The organism is Actinomadura harenae, assembly GCF_003696215.1.
GTDB lineage: Bacteria > Actinomycetota > Actinomycetes > Streptosporangiales > Streptosporangiaceae > Spirillospora > Spirillospora harenae.
The window spans coordinates 12,433-30,367 of sequence record NZ_RFFG01000041.1 but is presented as its reverse complement, the minus strand read 5'-3'; the positions used below and the strand labels follow the sequence as shown (position 1 = coordinate 30,367).

At 72.1% G+C, this 17,935-nt stretch carries 12 protein-coding genes; 7 read left to right on the top strand and 5 right to left on the bottom strand.

Annotated features, from left to right (window positions below; genetic code table 11):
- Nucleotides 1-39: 39 nt before the first annotated feature.
- The 3 genes from EBO15_RS22505 to EBO15_RS22495 all read right to left on the bottom strand — a co-directional run bounded on the left by EBO15_RS22505 (nucleotide 40) and on the right by EBO15_RS22495 (nucleotide 4,543).
- Complete coding sequence (locus tag EBO15_RS22505) at nucleotides 40-567, bottom strand: helix-turn-helix domain-containing protein (protein ID WP_199744736.1); 528 nt, start codon at nucleotides 565-567, stop codon at nucleotides 40-42.
- 387 nt (nucleotides 568-954) lie between these two features.
- On the bottom strand, nucleotides 955-1,887 hold the full coding sequence (locus tag EBO15_RS22500; RefSeq protein ID WP_122196412.1) for a 5'-3' exonuclease: 933 nt from the start codon (nucleotides 1,885-1,887) through the stop codon (nucleotides 955-957).
- Nucleotides 1,888-1,918: 31 nt separating this feature from the next.
- Nucleotides 1,919-4,543, bottom strand: a complete 2,625-nt coding sequence (locus EBO15_RS22495) for a SpoIIE family protein phosphatase (RefSeq protein WP_158628330.1) — start codon at nucleotides 4,541-4,543, stop codon at nucleotides 1,919-1,921.
- Between the two features lie 225 nt (nucleotides 4,544-4,768).
- Between EBO15_RS22495 and EBO15_RS22490 the strand changes: the two genes are divergently transcribed.
- The 5 genes from EBO15_RS22490 (at nucleotide 4,769) to EBO15_RS22470 (ending at nucleotide 11,162) form a co-directional block, all read left to right on the top strand.
- A complete protein-coding gene (locus EBO15_RS22490; protein WP_233616366.1) occupies nucleotides 4,769-5,878 on the top strand; it encodes a M24 family metallopeptidase in 1,110 nt (369 codons plus the stop codon).
- A gap of 216 nt (nucleotides 5,879-6,094) precedes the next feature.
- On the top strand, nucleotides 6,095-7,336 hold the full coding sequence (locus EBO15_RS22485; RefSeq protein ID WP_122196409.1) for an ABC transporter ATP-binding protein: 1,242 nt from the start codon (nucleotides 6,095-6,097) through the stop codon (nucleotides 7,334-7,336).
- On the top strand, nucleotides 7,333-8,655 hold the full coding sequence (locus EBO15_RS22480; protein WP_122196408.1) for an ABC transporter substrate-binding protein: 1,323 nt from the start codon (nucleotides 7,333-7,335) through the stop codon (nucleotides 8,653-8,655). The genes EBO15_RS22485 and EBO15_RS22480 overlap by 4 nt, the downstream gene beginning before the upstream one ends.
- A 12-nt stretch (nucleotides 8,656-8,667) precedes the next feature.
- Nucleotides 8,668-10,233, top strand: a complete 1,566-nt coding sequence (locus tag EBO15_RS22475) for a carbohydrate ABC transporter permease (protein WP_122196407.1) — start codon at nucleotides 8,668-8,670, stop codon at nucleotides 10,231-10,233.
- Nucleotides 10,230-11,162, top strand: a complete 933-nt coding sequence (locus EBO15_RS22470) for a carbohydrate ABC transporter permease (protein ID WP_122196406.1) — start codon at nucleotides 10,230-10,232, stop codon at nucleotides 11,160-11,162. The genes EBO15_RS22475 and EBO15_RS22470 overlap by 4 nt, the downstream gene beginning before the upstream one ends.
- A 99-nt stretch (nucleotides 11,163-11,261) precedes the next feature.
- On the opposite strand, the gene EBO15_RS22465 is transcribed toward EBO15_RS22470, so the two are convergent.
- On the bottom strand, nucleotides 11,262-12,299 hold the full coding sequence (locus EBO15_RS22465; RefSeq protein ID WP_122196454.1) for an IS630 family transposase: 1,038 nt from the start codon (nucleotides 12,297-12,299) through the stop codon (nucleotides 11,262-11,264).
- A 464-nt stretch (nucleotides 12,300-12,763) separates the two neighbouring features.
- Here EBO15_RS22465 and EBO15_RS22460 point away from each other — a divergent pair, with 464 nt between their 5' ends.
- Together EBO15_RS22460 and EBO15_RS22455 are read left to right on the top strand one after the other, a co-directional pair.
- A complete protein-coding gene (locus EBO15_RS22460) occupies nucleotides 12,764-15,154 on the top strand; it encodes a hypothetical protein (protein ID WP_199744735.1) in 2,391 nt (796 codons plus the stop codon).
- 90 nt (nucleotides 15,155-15,244) lie between these two features.
- A complete protein-coding gene (locus tag EBO15_RS22455) occupies nucleotides 15,245-15,658 on the top strand; it encodes a hypothetical protein (RefSeq protein ID WP_122196405.1) in 414 nt (137 codons plus the stop codon).
- Between the two features lie 67 nt (nucleotides 15,659-15,725).
- On the opposite strand, the gene katG is transcribed toward EBO15_RS22455, so the two are convergent.
- On the bottom strand, nucleotides 15,726-17,927 hold the full coding sequence (gene katG, locus EBO15_RS22450) for a catalase/peroxidase HPI (protein WP_122196404.1): 2,202 nt from the start codon (nucleotides 17,925-17,927) through the stop codon (nucleotides 15,726-15,728).
- Between the last annotated feature and the right edge of the window lie 8 nt (nucleotides 17,928-17,935).

Here is a 17,935-nt window from a genome sequence, read left to right as displayed (position 1 = left end):
CCGCCCGGCCTCGCCCGCCGGCGACCCCGGGACGCCCGGTCAGTTCGCGGGGGAGTGGTCGTCCGCCTCCAGGACGTAGCCCCGCCCCCACGCGGTGCGGATGGTGAGCCCCAGCGGGCGGACGCGCCGCCGGATCCGCTTGATGTGCAGGTCGAGGGCGTTGCGGCTGGCCTGGTGGCCGTCCTCCGACAGGTGGGCGCGCAGCTCCTCGCGGGCCGCAATCCCCCCGAACCGCTTGATCAGCAGGTGCAGCAGCCGGGCCTCGCTGGGCGAGACCGCGACGCTGCGGCGGCCGTTGCGCAGGATGCCGTCCTGGTCGAGATGGGGGCGGGTCCCGGCGCCGCCGCGGGCGCGGAGCGCCGCGATCCGGGCCTGGAAGTCCCGGTTGGTCGCGGGCACCCGGATCCAGTCCTCCCGGACGTCCGCGCAGACCGGCGGCTCGTGGTCGCGCTCGACGACCAGCAGCCGCAGAAGCCCGTGCTCGCGGCACAGCTCGCGCCGCTCGGACTCGGCGGGCCAGCGCAGGATGTTGACATCGCGCTTCAGGGAGAGCCGCTGCAGTTCCACGGTCGCCGGGGGGAGCGGGCGATCGGGGACTAAAGGGCGGGGCTCGTCTCGTGTCATGCGTGGCGGGGGGTGCACCGGTCCGCGCCGACCTCCCTCTGTGAACAGCGACCACAGCGACCGTCGTTATGGAAACCCATGATCGTGTAGCCCGCAAGGCGCGGCGAGATGTGATGTGAATCACATGGACATGACACGGTCGCGGCGCCGTCCTGACGACGCTGTCAACCGGTCCGCCCGCCCTTCGCCGCCCTTTCTGCGGCGTTCCCCACCGGAGAACGAACGCCCCAGGAAGCGCCCGGCGTGTCAGGACCTGCCCGCCATGCCGGACGCGTCAGGAACGCCCGCCGTGCCCGGCGGCGTCGGGAATCGTCCGCAGCGCCGTGCGCGTCAGGAACCCGCCGCCCCGCCGAGCGCGTTGAGCAGCCGGTTCACCGGGCTCGCCAGGTTCCACGCGTCGGCCAGCGCGACCAGCGCCTCCGGATCGCGCGGCGCCGCGGGCAGCCGGTCGTCCAGCCCGGTCAGGACGGGCGCGTCGATGTCGGTGACGACCTGGACCACCGACGGCGCGGTGGCCAGGTAGTCGCGGGCGGCCTCCAGCCGCCGCCGGGACCCCGCCGGGAACCCCTCGTCCGAGCCGGAGTCGAGCGCCGCGAGGATGCCCGGCACCGAACCGAACCGGGTGACCAGCGCCGCGGCGGTCTTGTCGCCCACACCGGGCACGCCCGGCAGGCCGTCGCTGGGGTCGCCCCGCAGCGTCGCGTACTCACCGTAGCCGCGGCCCGGGATGCCGTACTTCGCCGCCACCGCCGCCTCGTCCATCACCTGGAGGTTGCGGATGCCGCGCGCGGTGTACAGGACCGCGACCGGGGCGCGGTCGTCCACCAGCTGGAACAGGTCGCGGTCGCCGGTGACGATGTCGACCGGGCCCTTCTCCGTACCCCGCACCGCGAGCGTGCCGATCACGTCGTCGGCCTCGTAGCCGGGCACCCCGGCGCGGGCCAGCCCGACCGCGTCGAGCACCGCGTCGATCAGCGGGAGCTGCGCGGCCAGCCCGTCCGGGACCTGGTCGCCGCCGTCCTCGGCCACCCGGTGCGCCTTGTAGGACGGCAGCGCCCGCACCCGGAACTCCGGCCGCCAGTCGGCGTCGAACGTGCACACCAGCCGCTCGGGCGACCGGTCCCGGACGAGGGTGGCGATCATGTCGACCAGCCCGCGCACCGCGTTCACCGGCGTCCCGTCAGGGGCCTTGACGCTGTCGGGCACCCCGAAGAAGGCGCGGAAGTACAACGACGGCGTGTCCAGAAGCATCAGCCCGCTCATGCCCGCCATCGTCCCACGCGGGTCCGACGCTTCAGGTGACCCGCACCGCCAGCAGGCAGGTGTCGTCGTTCGGGTTGGCCGCGCCCAGCGCGGTCAGCACATGCTCGATCAGCTCGTCCGGGCCCGCGTCCGGACGCTGCTGGACGGCCTCCCGCAACAGCCCGAACCCCTCCGTCAGGTCCCGGTCACGACGCTCCACCAGCCCGTCGGTGTAGAACAGCAGGACGTCCCCGGGCTCCATCTCCAGCGTCGCCAGCTCCAGCGGCGGATCGTCGAGCGCGCCCAGCAGGACGCCGTCCGGGCCCTCCAGCAGCCGCGCCCGCCCGCGGCGCAGCAGCACCGGCGGCGGATGCCCGGCCCGCGCCCACCGCAGCGTGCGCGTCTCCGGATGGAACCGGGCCGCGATCACGCTCGCCGTCAGCGACCGGCGGCGGTGCATCACCAGCCGGTTCAGCCAGATCAGCAGCGCGTCCGGGGGAGCGCCGGTGCAGGCCAGGCCGGACAGCGCGTTGCGCAGCCGCGCCATCGCCGCCGCGGCCGCCAGGCCGTGCCCCGACACGTCCCCGACCGCCAGGAACACCTCGTCGTCCGACAGCGCCGTCGCCTCGTACCAGTCGCCCCCGACCCGCGCCTGCGACTGCGCGGGCAGGTACCGGACGGCGACCCGCAACCCCGGCAGCGTCCGCGGGCCCCGCGGCAGCGGCAGGATCGCCCGCTGCAGCTCGACCGCTATGTGCCGCTCCTCGGCGATCCGCTGCCGCTCCCGCTGGAGCTGCTGGCGCGTCACGGCGAGCATCTCGTCCGAGCGGCGGCGCTGCGACACGTCCTGGAACACCGTGTGCAGCGCGACCGGGCCGCCGAGCGGGTCCAGGATCGGCTCGGCCATCACCCGCAGGTGCCGGACGTCCGCGCCGACCCGCACCCGCAGCTCCACGTCGGCGGGCTCACGGCGGCCGAGCAGGGTCCGCATCAGGTGCTCGGCGCGCGGCAGGTCCTCCCGGACGACGTACTCGTCGAGCATCGCGGGCGGCAGCGGGCCCGCCGCCCGGGACCGTCCGAAGATCGTGTACAGCTGGTCCGACCAGCGCACCTCGCCGGTCGTCAGGTCCCAGCGCGACCAGCCGAGGTTCCCGAGCCGCTGCGCCTGCGCGAGCTGCGCGGCCAGGTCGGCGGACTCCCCGTCGAGCTGCCACGACACCAGCACGCCGCCGCCTACCCGGCAGGCCCGCACGGTCAGCGTCGTCGCCGCCCGCCGCCCGCCGCCGTTCAGGCTCGTGTAGGGACGCGGCCCCGGCCGCAGCGGCACCCCGCCCTCCAGCACCCGGACGTAGTCGGCGAACAGCCCCGCGACGGCCAGCCCCGGATAGGTCTCCAGCAGCCGCGTCCCGACGATCTCCGCCGGGCGCCGCCCGGACAGGTCGGTCGCCTCCGCGTTCACCGCGTCGACCAGGAAGTCCACCACCCGGCCGGACGCGTCGCGCACCGGCGACATCAGCGCGGACGGCGCCTGGATCGCGTCCAGCAGCGCCCGCAGCCAGGGCGCCCCCGCCAGGTCGCCCGACTCCGGAGCCAGCTCGGCCAGCCGCCGCGCGCACGCCGCCAGCACCGACCGGACGTAGCGGCGCGCCCCGTCGTCCAGGACGGTCCCGGGCGTCCAGCCGATCTCGGCCGCGCCGACGACGCGTCCGCCGACCGCCAGAGGAAGGCACGAGTGCGGACCCCGCGGCCGCGCCGCCGCGCCCACCAGCACCAATGCCTCTGGATCCGGCCCCCATAGCGGCACTCCACCGCGCACCGCGCGGACTAGGCCGATGCCGGTGTGCGGCGGGATGCGCGCCCACTCGCTCACCACGCGCGCGGGCAGGCCGTGCGCGCCCGCCACACGCAGCGCGCCGTCCGGCTCGAGCGCCGTGACCAGCGCCGACTCCGCGCCCAGCCAGCCGAGCGCCTCCTCGGTGAGCCGCCGCGCCAGCTCGTCCCCGGTGCGGGCCTCGGCGAGCGCCGCCGCCGACAGGTGCCGCGCCGCAGCCAGCGGCGCGGGCAGCGGCTCCGGGACGACCAGGGGAACGGCGGGACGCACATCGGCGTCCGGATGGGCCGCCGCGTCCGGCCCGCACGGAGCGGCGCCCCGGCCGTCCCGCACGGCGTCCCCGTCCGGCGGTGACGCGAGGTAGGTGCCCGAATCGAACGCCGTGCAGGCCGGACGGTCCGGATCCCCGCAGGCCGGACGGTCCGGACCCCCGCAGGCCGGACCGTCCGGCCCCCCGTCGGCAGGCACGTCAGTGTCGGCGCCGGTGCCGAGGAGCAGCGCGGCGGCCACCGGCGGCTCGACGCCGCTCTCGGCGGCCAGCCGCAGCAGCCGCTCGTGCGCCTCGTCCACGCCGCAGCCGAGCCGCCCCGCCAGCAGGCCCTTCGCCTGCTCGACCACCGCGCGGGCGCGCTGCTCGCGGCGCTGCGCGTCCAACTCGGCGCGCAGCCGCTCGACGACCACGATCAGTTCCGCGCCCGGCGCCGGGCCGGGCGGTGGGCCGGCCGGGTGACCGGTCAGGTGGCCCGGGACGCCGGAGAAGGCGTCGTCGGGCCGGGACGGCGGCACGGGCGGCGCGTCCGGACGGCCGGGGCCGTGCGGATCCGCGCTCTGAGACTGGGACGTCACGGGATCTCCCGTCGCGTTCAGACCCGCCGCTGCGGGTAGGCCAGGGGCAGGGCGGCGCGACGGCGCCCCCCGGAGCCTGCGATCCTGGTTCGGTATCCGGACATGGCATGCCAGTGTCGGAGCATGTACAGAATGTAACAGGGCCGGTTTTCGGGAGAGGAGGAAGCGGGGTCCTCCGTGCCGCGACCGCGCGCACGAGACCCAGCGACCAGCATGGACAGGGATGTGACAAGGGCGTTGTATCCGCACGAGCGCGTCGAGACGGTGCGGGAGGCGACCGCGAAGGCGGGCCTCGCCGCGCTGCTGCTGACGCCGGGCCCGGACCTGCGGTACGTCAGCGGGTACGACGCGCTGCCGCTCGAACGGCTCACCTGCCTGGCGGTCCCCGCCGAGGGCGCGCCGTTCCTGGTGGTGCCGCGCCTGGAGCTGCCCGCCGCGCAGGAGTCGCCCGCGGGCTCGCTCGGCGTGGAGATGGTGCCGTGGGACGAGACCGACGACCCGTACGCGCTGGTCGCGCGGCGGCTCGGCGTCTCCGGCGGCAAGGTCGGCCTCGCCGACCGGATGTGGGCGATGATGACGCTGCGGTTCCGGGACGCGATGCCCGGCGTCGAGCAGGTCCTCGCCGGGACGGTGCTGCGCGAGCTGCGGATGCGCAAGAGCCCCGCCGAGGTCGCCGCGCTGCGCGAGGCGGGCGAGGCGATCGACCGCGTGCACCGCAGGATGGCCGAGTTCCTCCGGCCGGGCCGCACCGAGAAGGAGGTCGGCCGCGACATCCACGACGCGATCCTGCAAGAGGGCCACACCACGGTCGACTTCGTGATCGTCGGGTCCGGCCCGAACGGCGCGAACCCGCACGCCGAGCTGTCCGACCGGGTCATCGGCGAGGGCGAGCCGGTCGTCGTCGACATCGGCGGGCAGATGCCGAGCGGCTACTGCTCGGACTCGACCCGCAACTACTGCGTGGGCGAGCCGCCCGCCGACTACCGGACGTACTTCGCGGTGCTGGAGGAGGCGCAGCGCGTCTCCTGCGAGGCCGTCCGCCCGGGCGTGACGCCGGAGGCGGTCGACGCCGCCGGACGCGACCTGATCGCGGCCGCCGGGTACGGCGAGTACTTCGTCCACCGCACTGGTCACGGCATCGGCATCGAGACGCACGAGGAGCCGTACATCGTCTCGGGCAACACCGAGCCGCTCGAGCCGGGCATGGCGTTCTCGATCGAGCCGGGTATTTACCCAGGTGCGCACGGTGCCCGCATCGAGGACATCGTCGTGTGCACCGAGGACGGTTACGAGGCGATGAACAAGACCGAACACGGCCTGGTCGTCATCGGCTGACAATAACGCTTTTCGCGCGAAGGCGGGTCCGCTCACGCGGGCCCGCCTTCGCGCGTCTCGGGCCATATAACGATCTCCATACCAAAGCGATCCGCACGCGCTCCCGCTGTTGCGCGGCCGTGGCGTCCCCCTGTACCTCCTTGGAGCATCCGGCGGGTTTTACAACGGAGTGACACGAAACGCCGGGCCGTTCCGGCCCGCAGAGGAGGAGGGACCGTGGCAGAGGTCGCCCTGCGGGGAGTCGGGAAGGTGTACCCCGACGGAACCCGTGCCGTGACCGACCTGGATCTCGGCATCGCGGACGGCGAGTTCCTCGTGCTGGTCGGGCCGTCCGGGTGCGGCAAGACCACCGCGCTGCGGATGCTGGCGGGCCTGGAGGAGATCTCCGAGGGGGAGATCGCGATCGGTGACCGCGTCGTCAACCGGGTGCCCTCGAGGGACCGCGACGTCGCGATGGTGTTCCAGAGTTACGCGCTCTACCCGCACCTTTCCGTGCGCGACAACATCGGCTTCGGGTTGTCGCTGCGCAAGGTGCCGAAAGCCGAGATCAGACGGCAGGTGGACCACGCCGCGCAGATTCTCGGGCTCACCGACTACCTCGACAAGAAGCCGCGGAATCTGTCCGGAGGGCAACGTCAGCGCGTCGCGATGGGACGCGCGATCGTCCGGCAGCCGCAGGCGTTCCTGATGGACGAACCGCTGTCCAATCTGGACGCCAAACTGCGCGTTCAGATGCGCGCCGAGATCGCGCGCATCCAGCGCGACCTGGGCGTCACGACCGTCTATGTCACCCACGACCAGACCGAGGCCATGACGCTCGGCGACCGGGTCGCGGTGATGAAGAAGGGCGTGCTCCAGCAGGTCGCGCCGCCGCAGGAGCTGTACGACCGTCCCGCGAACCTGTTCGTCGCGGGGTTCATCGGCTCGCCCGCGATGAACCTGCTGCAGGGCTCGCTGTCGGACGGCGCGTCGCCGGCGCGGCTCACCGTCGGCGGGCAGACCCTCGAGTTGCCCGCCTCGGTCTTCGACGCCCGTCCCGCGCTGCGCGGCTTCCTCGGCAAGGACGTCGTCGTCGGGATCCGGCCCGAGGACATGGAGGACTCCCGCCTCGTCCCGGCGGACGCCGCCGGGGGACCGGCGGGCGGCACGCTGACCTCCACCGCCGAGCTCGTCGAGGCGATGGGCTCCGACGTGCTGGTGCACTTCACCGTCCAGGCGGCCCAGGTGGTCACCGAGGACACCCGCGAGCTGGCGAGGGACGCGGGCACCGACGTGCTCGGCAAGCTCGAGGGCCCGCACACCGATCTCGTCGCGCGGTTCAGCCCGCGCACCACGGTGAAGGCAGGCGACCCGGTGACGGTCCACGTCGACACCGGACGCCTGCACTTCTTCGATATCGAGTCCGGCGCCGCGATCTGGGGCGAGGACGCCGGTTCGTCCAGGGAGGATGAGGAATGAGGACAGGCAGGCGGGTCATCGGCGCGACCGTCGCCGTGGGGCTGGCGCTCACGGCGGCCGCGTGCGGTGGCGGCGACAAGAAGAAGGACGACGGAGGCTCGGCGCAGGGAAGCGAGCTCAAGGGCGTCAAGATCGAGGTCGCGGCCAAGTGGACGGGCACGGAGGAGCAGAACTTCCGGCAGGTCCTGAAGGCGTTCGAGAGCAAGACCGGCGCGACGGTGTCCTACGCGTCCACCGGTGAGAACACCGACGCGTTCCTCGGCCCGCGGATCGCGGCCAAGAACCCGCCGGACGTGGCGATCCTGCCGCAGCCCGGCCTGCTCCAGCAGTACGCGGCCAAGGGCGACCTGAAGCCGCTGTCGCCGGACGTGGTCGCCGAGATCGACAAGAACTTCTCCCCGTACTGGAAGAACCTCGCCTCGGCGAAGGGCCAGACCTACGGCGTGCTCGCCAAGGCCGCCTACAAGTCGATCATCTGGTACCGGCCGAAGGTGCTGCAGGACGCGGGCGTGACCCCGCCGGCGACCTTCGACGACCTGGTGAAGGCCGCCGGGACGCTGCAGGACGCGGGCCAGACCCCGTTCACGATCGCCGCCGCGTCGTCCGACTCCTGGACGCTGACCGACTGGTTCGAGAACGTCTACCTGTCGCAGGCCGGGCCGGACAACTACGACAAGCTGTCCAAGCACGAGATCAAGTGGACCGATCCGACCGTGGCGACGGCCCTCCAGACGCTCGCGAAGATCTGGGGCAAGCCGGAGTGGATGGCGGGCGGCCTGGCCACCGCGACCAAGACCAAGTTCGACGAGTCGGTCACCCAGGTCTTCGGCCAGGACAAGGCCGCCATGGTCTACGGCGGAGACTTCGCGGCCGCGAACATCTCCACCACCAAGGCCAAGGTCGGCACCGACGCGCAGGTCTTCCCGTTCCCGAAGGCGGGCAACACCGCCCCGGCCGTCCTCGGCGGCGACGTCGCCGTCGCGCTGAAGGACAGCAAGGGCGCGATGGCCCTGATGAAGTACCTGGCGTCGCCGGACGCGGGCACCACCTGGGCCAAGCTCGGCGGCTACCTGTCGCCGAACAAGAACGTCGGCCCGGACGCCTACTCCGACCCGATCTCCAAGCAGCTGATCGACGCGATGCAGAAGGCCGGGGACTCCGCCCGGTACGACATGTCGGACCTGGCCCCGGCCGCGTTCGGCGGCACCCCCGGTTCCGGCGAGTGGGAGGCCCTGCGCGGGTTCCTGCAGAAGCCGTCCGACGTCAAGGGCGCCCAGGACAAGCTCGAGTCCGAGGCCGCGAAGGCATTCAAGAGCTAGGACGGTTCCGGCATGACGGCTCCGAAGGACCGGGCGCCCGGCGACGACGGGACGCCCCCCGGGGACGAGGCGCCGCAGGGACGGGAGGCGTCGCCCGAGGCCGCGGACACCACCGCGGCCGAGGGCGGCGCCCCCGCCGCCGTCGCTCCCGACACCGAGGCGTCCGGACCGGCGGAGGCGACGGCCTCCGCGGCGTCCGACACCTCTGCTGAGACCACCGAACCCGCGAAGACCGAACCAGCGAAGGCCGAACCCGCGACGGCGGGCAGGGCGGCGAAACGCGCGCGGGGGCTGACGCCGCCGTCGTGGCTGTCGCTCGGCTTCCTGCTGCCCGCGCTGCTGCTGCTCGGGTTCCTCGTGGTGTACCCGATCGTCTTCTCGGTCATCCGCAGCTTCTTCGGCGCGGACGGCCACTCGTTCGCCGGGGTGGACAACTACACCGGCATCTTCCAGGGCCACGACAACATCGTGACCGTCCGCAACACCGCGATCTGGGTGGTGGTGGCGCCGACGCTGGTCACCGTCCTCGGGCTGATCTTCGCGGTGCTCACCGAGCGGATCCGCTGGTCCACCGCGTTCAAGCTGGTGGTGTTCATGCCGATGGCGGTGTCCTTCCTCGCCTCCGGCGTGATCTTCCGGCTGGTGTACGAGCAGGACCCGAACATGGGCGTCGCGAACGCGGCGGTGGTCGCGGTGCACGACACGTTCGAGCCCGGCGCGGGCTACCCGGGCGCGGGGCCGCGCACCGGCAAGGACGCCCTCGGCACCCAGCAGGGCGACGGCACGATCATCAGCACGCGGCAGTACGCGGCCGGGCAGAGCGCGCTGCTGCCGCTGCTGCGGATCAAGCCGGAGGACCTGCCGAAGAAGCCGGTCCAGGCCGTCCCGCCACCCGCGGCGAAGCCGGGCGAGCTGACCGGCGCGGTTTGGTTCGACTTCACCAAGGGCGGCGGCGGGACACCGAACCAGCCGAACGCGGGCGAGTCGGGGCTGCCGCGGATCAAGGTCGAGGCCGTCCGGGACGGGAAGGTCGTCGGCAAGGCCACCACCCGCGACGACGGCACCTTCACGATGAGCAAGGTGAAGGGGGACGGGCCGGTCACGCTGCGGCTGCCCAAGTCAAACTTCACCGCCTCCTACGGCGGCGCGCAGTGGCTCGGCAACACCCTCATCACCCCGGCGATCATCGGGTCGTACCTGTGGGTGTGGTCGGGCTTCGCGATGGTGCTCATCGCGGCCGGGCTCGCCGCGATCCCCCGGGACGCCCTGGAGGCGGCCCGCGTGGACGGCGCGACCGAGTGGCAGGTGTTCCGGCGGGTGACGATCCCGCTGCTCGCGCCCGTCCTCACGGTCGTCCTGGTCACGATGGTCATCAACGTGCTGAAGGTCTTCGACCTGGTCTTCATCATCGGCGGCGGCGATCCGCACGCCAGCGTGCTCGCGCTCCAGATGTGGGTCGAGTCGTTCGGCGGCGGGAACGACCCGGGGAAGGGCAGCGCGATCGCGGTGCTGCTGTTCCTGCTGGTCGTCCCGGCGATGCTGTTCAACATCCGGCGGATGCGGCGGGAGCGGGCATGAGCACGACCGAAACCGGGACGGCGGCGGCCGGAACCCCCGGAAACGACGGGTCGGGCGCGCCGCGCCGCGGGATCGCCGCGCGGATCGTCGGCAGGATCGGCGGCGGCGTCGCGCAGTTCCTGCTGATCGTGGTCGCCGTGGTGTGGCTGGTCCCGACGTTCGGGCTGCTGGTCGCGTCGCTGCGGTCGACGTCCGACAACGGCGCGTCCGGCTGGTGGAAGGTGTTCTCCAAGCCCGGCCAGCTGACCTTCTCGGCGTACTCCGACCTGCTCGGCAAGGGCGACTTCGTCGACTCGTTCTGGAACACGGTGCTGATCACCGTCCCGGCGACCCTGCTGGTGGTGGTGATCGCGTCGCTGGCCGCGTACGCGTTCGCGTGGATGGAGTTCCCCGGGCGGGACTGGCTGTTCCTCATCGTGGTCGGACTGCTGGTGGTGCCCGTCCAGGTCGCGCTGCTGCCCGTCGCGAAGCTGTACGGCTCGGTGCGGATCGGGAGCTTCCACCTGTTCGGCTCGATCGCGGGCGTGGTGCTGTTCCACGTGGCGTTCGGGCTGCCGTTCGCGATCTTCCTGCTGCGCAACTTCTTCGCGGGCATCCCGAGGGACCTGCTGGAGGCCGCGCGCATGGACGGCGGCTCGGAGTGGACGATCTTCCGGCGGGTGATCTTCCCGCTGGGCGGCCCGGCCATCGCCTCGCTGGCGATCTTCCAGTTCCTCTGGGTCTGGAACGACCTGCTGGTGGCCCTGGTGTTCGCCGACACCGGCAGCCAGCCGATGACCAAGTGGCTCCAGTCGCAGATGCGCCAGTTCACCGGCAACATCGACATCCTGGCGCCCGGCGCGTTCTTGTCCCTGATCGTGCCCCTGGCGGTCTTCTTCGCCTTCCAGCGCTACTTCGTCCAAGGCGTCCTCGCCGGCTCGGTGAAGTAGCCCTCGACCGCCGACACCGGCACCACCCAAGAAGCCCCGCGCGACGAACCGCGCGGGGCTTCTTCCATGCCCACTGGTCTGGTCGCTGACCAGTTGTGGCTAGTGAGCTGGTCCGGAGATTCTTGAGCAGTAGCGGCAGATGCGGTCGATGATCTGGTCGGGGGTGGCGGTCCAGGTGAAGGGCCGGGCGTGGGTGTTCCAGGTTGTGATCCAGGTTTCGAGGGCGGTGGTGAGTTCCTCGATGGAGCAGAAGACGCCGCGGTCCAGGCAGCGGCGTTGGAGTTCGGCGAACCACCGTTCGACCTGGTTGATCCAGGAGGAGTAGGTGGGGGTGAAGTGCAGGGTGAACCGGGGATGGGCCAGCAGCCGGCGCTGGATGACCGGAGCCTTGTGCGCGGAGAGGTTGTCACAGATCACGTGAACGGCCAGTGCGGGGTCGGTGTGCTGGTCGATGACGTCCAGGAAGTCACGGAAGTCGACCGCGCGATGCCGGGTGGACAGTTTCCCGATGACTTGGCCGGTCGCGGTGTTGAGGGCGGCGAACAGGTCGATCGTGCCGTGCCTGCGGTAGTCGTGGCTGCGGCGTTCGGGGACGCCGGGCAGCATGGGCAGCACCGGCGCGGTCCGTTCCAACGCTTGGATCTGGGGTTTCTCATCCACCGAGAACACCACCGCGTTCGCCGGCGGGGCCAGGTAGAGACCGACCACGTCCCGGATCTTGTCGATCAGCAGCGGGTCGGTGGAGATCTTGAAGTCCTCGGTCCGCCAGGGCTGCAGCCCGAACGCCTTCCAGATCCGCTGCACGCTGGACGGTGAGATGCCGACCTGTTCGGCCAGTTCCCGTTTGGACCAGTGGGTGGCTCCCCGGGGTGTCTCCTCCAGGGTTCGGACGACCACCTCCTCCACCTGCGCGTCGGTGATCGACCTCGGCGCCCCCGGCCGTGGCTCGTCACTCAACCCGTCCAGCCGCCGGGCCAGGAACCGTGCTCTCCACCGGGACACGGTGTTGCGGGCCACGCCCAGCCTGGCCGCGACCGCCAGAATGCTCCGGCCCTCAGCGCACTCCAGCACGATCCGCGCCCGCATCGCCAGGCCCTGAGCGGTCGAACGCCGCTTGGCCCAGCCCTCCAACACCATCCGCTCGTCCTGCGACAACACCAGCGGCACCAGCCGATTGTCAGCCACAACCACCAGCACAACCCGCCACCGACCCCGACGCCACCCCAACCCAAAATCTGAAACAGAACCCGACTCACGTGGTGACACCAGAACTCAAAACCAGCTCACTAGGTGGCGGTGCCGCACCTGCGGCGGCGAGCGGGGGAGCGCGGCGACGCTGTGTGTCCGAAGGACGCGCCGAAGGGGTGCGGGCGTGCGTCGTGCGTGGCGAAGGCGGGGCCGGGGCGCCGGAAGGCGTCGACTGTGCGCCCGTGGCCGTGGCCGCGCAACGGGCCGGACGAAGCCATCGGGTTTTCCCTGCGTTCATGAGGCGTTCCCCGCCTGTTGGCGGTTCTTGTCGGCGGGTGGGGCCGGGTTCAGCATGGCGACTGTTTCGTCCCATCAGGCATGGGTTATCCATCCTTGTCCGAAAGGACCCCGCCGTGCCTCGTCCCCGGAAACCCCGAGCCGGCCTGGCCGTGCTCACCGCGACCCTCGCGGCCCTCACCGCGCTCTCCGCACCCGCCCAGGCGAACGCCGCCCCGCCCGCGCCGCCGCGCCCGCCCCGCCAGTCGGCCGACTCGGGTCCCGCGGTGCGCCACGACGTCTCGCCGCCGCTGCGGTCGATCCGTCCCGTCCCGCCCAAGGCCACACGACACAGCGAGCCGGACGACGAGGTCCGGCTCCCGCACCCGCCCGCGGCGAAGATCCCCGACCCGGTGCGGCAGCGCTCCGGCGGGACCACCCGCACCACGTCGACCGCGAGCAACTTCGACGGCGTCGGGCAGGGCTTCACCGGCCCCCAGGGCACCTACTCGGTGACCGGGGTGCCGCCGGACCCCAACGCCACGGTCGGCTCGACGCAGGTCGTCGAGGTCGTCAACACCGCCTACGCGGTCTTCAACAAGTCCACCGGCACCGCGACCTACGGCCCCGTCAACACCAGCACGCTCTTCTCCGGGTTCGGCGGCTCCTGCGAGACCACCAACGACGGCGACGCGACCGTGCGGTGGGACACCCTGGCGAGCCGCTGGATCGTCACCCAGTTCGCCAACGTGTCGTCCGCGAGCGGCCCCTACTACGAGTGCGTGGCGGTCTCCACCAGCGCCGACGCGACCGGGTCGTACAGCCGGTACAGCTACCAGTTCACCGACTTCCCCGACTACCCGAAGATCTCGGTCTGGCCGGACGCCTACTACCTCACCTACAACCTGTTCAACGGGAACACCTTCGTCGGCGCCGAAGCGTGCGCCATGGACCGCTCGAGCATGCTGACCGGCGCCGCGGCCACCCAGCAGTGCTTCACCACCAGCTCGTCCTACGGGGGACTCCTCGCCGGCGACCTCGACGGCTCGACCCCGCCGCCGTCCGGTGAGAACGAACTGCTGGTCGGGCTCGGCGCGACCAACACCTCCCTGGCCTACTGGAAGTTCCACGTCGACTGGACGACCCCCGCGAACTCCACGTTCACCGGGCCGTCCAGCCTGACCGTGGCCTCCTACACCACCGCCTGCGGCAGCACCGGCACCTGCGTTCCGCAGAGCGGCACGACCCAGCAGCTCGACTCGCTGTCGGACCGCATCATGTACCGGCTGGCCTACCGCAACTTCGGGGACCACGAGGCGTTCGTGACCGACCACGCCGTCACCGTCGCGAGCGCGGTGGGGACACGGTGGTACGAACTGCGGCTGTCGGGCGGGAACCCGACCGTCTACCAGCAGGGCACCTACGCGCCCGACTCCACCTACCGGTGGATGGGCTCGATCGCGATGGACCACGTCGGCAACATCGCGCTCGGCTACTCCCAGTCCTCCTCGTCGAGCCACCCGTCGATCCGGTTCACCGGACGCGCGCCCGCCGACCCGCTCGGCACCATGACCCAGGCGGAGACGACCACGATCACCGGCGCGGGCTCGCAGACGTCCTACAGCCGCTGGGGCGACTACACCTCGATGGCGGTCGACCCGAGCGACGACTGCACGTTCTGGTACACCAACGAGTACGAGCCGGCCAACGGCAGCTTCAACTGGCACACCCGCCTGACCTCGTTCACCCTCCCGGGCTGCGCGAGCACGCCGACCAACGACTTCTCGATCTCGGCGAGCCCCGCGTCCGGCAGCGTGACCGCCGGCGGCTCGGCCACCACCACCGTGTCCACGGCCGTCACCACCGGGTCGGCGCAGACCGTCACGCTGGCCGCCTCGGGGCTGCCCACGGGCGCGACCGCGTCGTTCAGCCCGTCCTCGGTGACCTCGGGCGGTTCGAGCACCGCGACCATCACCACCGGCTCGTCCACCCCGGCGGGCACCTACCCGATCACCATCACCGGAACCGGGACGTCGGCGACCCACTCCACCGGCTACACCCTCACCGTCAACCCGGTCGGCGGAGGCGGGATCACCAACGGAGGCTTCGAGACCGGCAGCCTGTCCGGCTGGACCGCGAGCGGCCCGGCGACCAGCGTCACCAGCACCGGCCCGCACGGCGGCGTCTACGCCGCGCTGCTGGGCAGCAGCAGCACCGCGACCAACGGCGACTCGTCCATCGCGCAGACCTTCACCGCGCCCACCGGCACCACCAAGCTGTCCTTCTATTACAACGTCACGTGCCCCGACACCGTCACCTACGACTGGGCGACCGCCACGCTGAAGGACAACACCGCCAACACGACCACGACGGTCCTCGCCAAGACCTGCGTCTCCAGTTCCGGATGGAAGCAGGTCACCTCGGCGGTCACCGCCGGGCACTCCTACACCCTCACCCTGACCAGCCATGACGACGACTACAGCGGCGACCCCACCGCCACCGCCTACGACGACGTCACCCTGAGCTGACACCGCGCGAGCCCGCCGTCCGACGCCGGACGGCGGGCACCCGCACGTAGACTCGAAGCCCGGGACCCGTCCCGTGAGGAGGACCCGGCCATGCGGTCCCTGACGGCCCTGTTCCTGCTTCTCTGCGCGGCCTGCACGAGCCACGACCCACCGAAGGCCGCCCAGCCGAAACCCGGCCCGTGCGAGTCGGGGGATGTGACCCTCACCGCGCGCAGGGGCGAGCGGCCCCCACCGCTCTGCCTGACGGTCGGCGCGGTGCTCCGGGTCGTCGCCGAGCCGTCCTCGCGCCAGCCCTGGTCACCTCTCACCAGCACCGACGAACAGGTCCTGAGCTGCGTCTCGCGACCCGGGTCCGAAGGAACCATCACCGCCACCTGCACCGCGAGGCGTCCCGGCCGGGCCACCGTCGCCACGGTGACCGCGCCCTTCCCCGGCGACCCCCGCGGCCCGGCCCAGTTCCGCTGGACGCGGCAGATCGAGGTGGTCGCGCACGGACGGGCCTGACCCGGCCTGACACGCGAAACGGCGTCCGGGGCGGGAAACCCCGGACGCCGCTCCCTTCTCTACCGGATCAGCGGGCGTCGAAGCGGTCGAGGTCCATGACCTTGGCCCACGCCTTGACGAAGTCCGCCACGAACTTCTCCTTGGCGTCGTCGCTGGCGTAGACCTCGGCGACGGCGCGCAGCTCGGAGTTCGAGCCGAACACCAGGTCGGCGCGGCTGCCGGTCCAGCGGACCTTGCCGGTCTCGGCGTCGCGGCCCTCGAAGAGGTTGTCGTCGCCGGTCGACTTCCACTCGGTGCCCATGTCGAGCAGGTTGACGAAGAAGTCGTTCGTCAGCCGTCCCGGCGTCTCGGTGAACACGCCGAGCTGGGTGTCCTTGTAGTTCGCGCCCAGCACGCGCAGGCCGCCGACCAGGACGGTCATCTCCGGCGCGCTCAGCGTCAGCAGGTTCGCGCGGTCGAGCAGCAGGTACTCGGCGGACAGGCGCAGGCCCTTGCCGAGGTAGTTGCGGAACCCGTCCGCGGACGGCTCGAGGTTTGCGAACGACTCGACGTCGGTCTGCTCCTGCGAGGCGTCCGTGCGGCCCGGCGTGAACGGCACCGCGACGTCGACCCCGGCGTCCTTGGCGGCCTTCTCCACGCCCGCCGAGCCCGCGAGCACGACCACGTCGGCCAGCGAGACCTTCTTGCCGTCGCTGCGGCCGGAGTTGAACGACTCCTGGACGTCCTCCAGCGTGCGCAGCACCGGGGCCAGGCGGTCCGGCTCGTTGACCTCCCAGCCCGCCTGCGGCTGGAGCCGGATGCGGCCGCCGTTGGCGCCGCCGCGCTTGTCGCTGCCGCGGAAGGACGAGGCCGCCGCCCACGCCGTCGACACCAGCTGCTGGACGGTCAGCCCGGACGCGAGGATCCGCGCCTTGAGGTCGGCCGCGTCGGCGTCGTCGATCAGCGCGTGGTCACGGGCCGGGACCGGGTCCTGCCAGATCAGCTCCTCGGCCGGGACCTCCGGGCCGAGGTAGCGGACGACCGGGCCCATGTCGCGGTGGGTCAGCTTGTACCAGGCGCGGGCGAACGCGTCGGCGAGCTCCTCCGGGTGGTCCAGCCACCGGCGGGTGATCTGCTCGTACACCGGGTCGACGCGCAGCGACAGGTCGGTGGTGAGCATCGTCGGCTGGTGCTTCCTGGACGCGTCGAACGCGTCGGGCACGGTGCCCTCGCCGCCGCCGTCCTTCGGCCGCCACTGGTGGGCGCCCGCCGGGCTGTCGAACAGCTCCCACTCGTACCCGTAGAGGATCTCCAGGAAGGAGTTGTCCCACTGGGTCGGGGTGTTGGTCCAGATGCCCTCGAGGCCGCTGGTGATGGCGTCCGGGCCGACCCCGGTGCCGTGGGTGCTCTTCCAGCCGAGGCCCTGGTTCTCCATCGGCGCGGCCTCGGGCGCCGGGCCGACGTTGTCGGCGGGGCCCGCGCCGTGGGTCTTGCCGAAGGTGTGGCCGCCGACGATCAGCGCGGCCGTCTCCTCGTCGTTCATCGCCATCCGGTGGAAGGTCTCACGGATGTCGCGGGCCGCGGCGAGCGGGTCCGGGTTGCCGTTGGGGCCCTCGGGGTTGACGTAGATCAGGCCCATCTGGACGGCGCCCAGCGGGTCCTCGAGTTCGCGGTCGCCGGTGTAGCGCTCGTCGCCGAGCCAGGTGCTCTCGGGGCCCCAGTAGACGTCCTCGTCGGGCTCCCAGGCGTCGACGCGCCCGCCGCCGAAGCCGAACGTCTCGAAGCCCATCGTCTCCAGGGCGACGTTGCCGGTGAGGATCAGCAGGTCGGCCCAGGACAGGGAGCGGCCGTACTTCTTCTTCACCGGCCACAGCAGGCGCCGGGCCTTGTCGAGGCTGGCGTTGTCGGGCCAGCTGTTGATCGGCGCGAACCGCTGCTGGCCCGAGCCGGCGCCGCCGCGCCCGTCGTGGATCCGGTAGGTGCCCGCGCTGTGCCAGGCCATACGGATCATGAACGGGCCGTAGTTGCCGAAGTCGGCGGGCCACCAGGCCTGGGAGGTGGTGAGCACGTCCGCGATGTCGCGCTTCACCTCGTCCAGGTCGAGGGTGCCGAACGCCTCGGCGTAGTCGAACTCCTCGCCGAGCGGATTGGCGACCGCCGGGTCCTTGGCGAGGATCTTCAGGTTGAGCCGCTCCGGCCACCACTGGCGGTTGCCGCCGCCTTGGGTCGGATGCGCCGCGCGACCGTGCGCGACGGGGCATTCACCGCTGTTGTTCTGGTTCTCAGCCATGATGGCAC

Bases quoted from the DNA above. Each gene is read 5' to 3' on its own strand.
- EBO15_RS22500 (WP_122196412.1), bottom strand. From the start codon at position 1,887: ATGAGCGGGCTGATGCTTCTGGACACGCCGTCGTTGTACTTCCGCGCC.
- EBO15_RS22480 (WP_122196408.1), top strand. From the start codon at position 7,333: ATGAGGACAGGCAGGCGGGTCATCGGCGCGACCGTCGCCGTGGGGCTG.
- EBO15_RS22475 (WP_122196407.1), top strand. From the start codon at position 8,668: ATGACGGCTCCGAAGGACCGGGCGCCCGGCGACGACGGGACGCCCCCC.
- EBO15_RS22470 (WP_122196406.1), top strand. From the start codon at position 10,230: ATGAGCACGACCGAAACCGGGACGGCGGCGGCCGGAACCCCCGGAAAC.
- EBO15_RS22465 (WP_122196454.1), bottom strand. From the start codon at position 12,299: ATGGTGTTGGAGGGCTGGGCCAAGCGGCGTTCGACCGCTCAGGGCCTG.
- EBO15_RS22455 (WP_122196405.1), top strand. From the start codon at position 15,245: ATGCGGTCCCTGACGGCCCTGTTCCTGCTTCTCTGCGCGGCCTGCACG.
- katG (WP_122196404.1), bottom strand. From the start codon at position 17,927: ATGGCTGAGAACCAGAACAACAGCGGTGAATGCCCCGTCGCGCACGGT.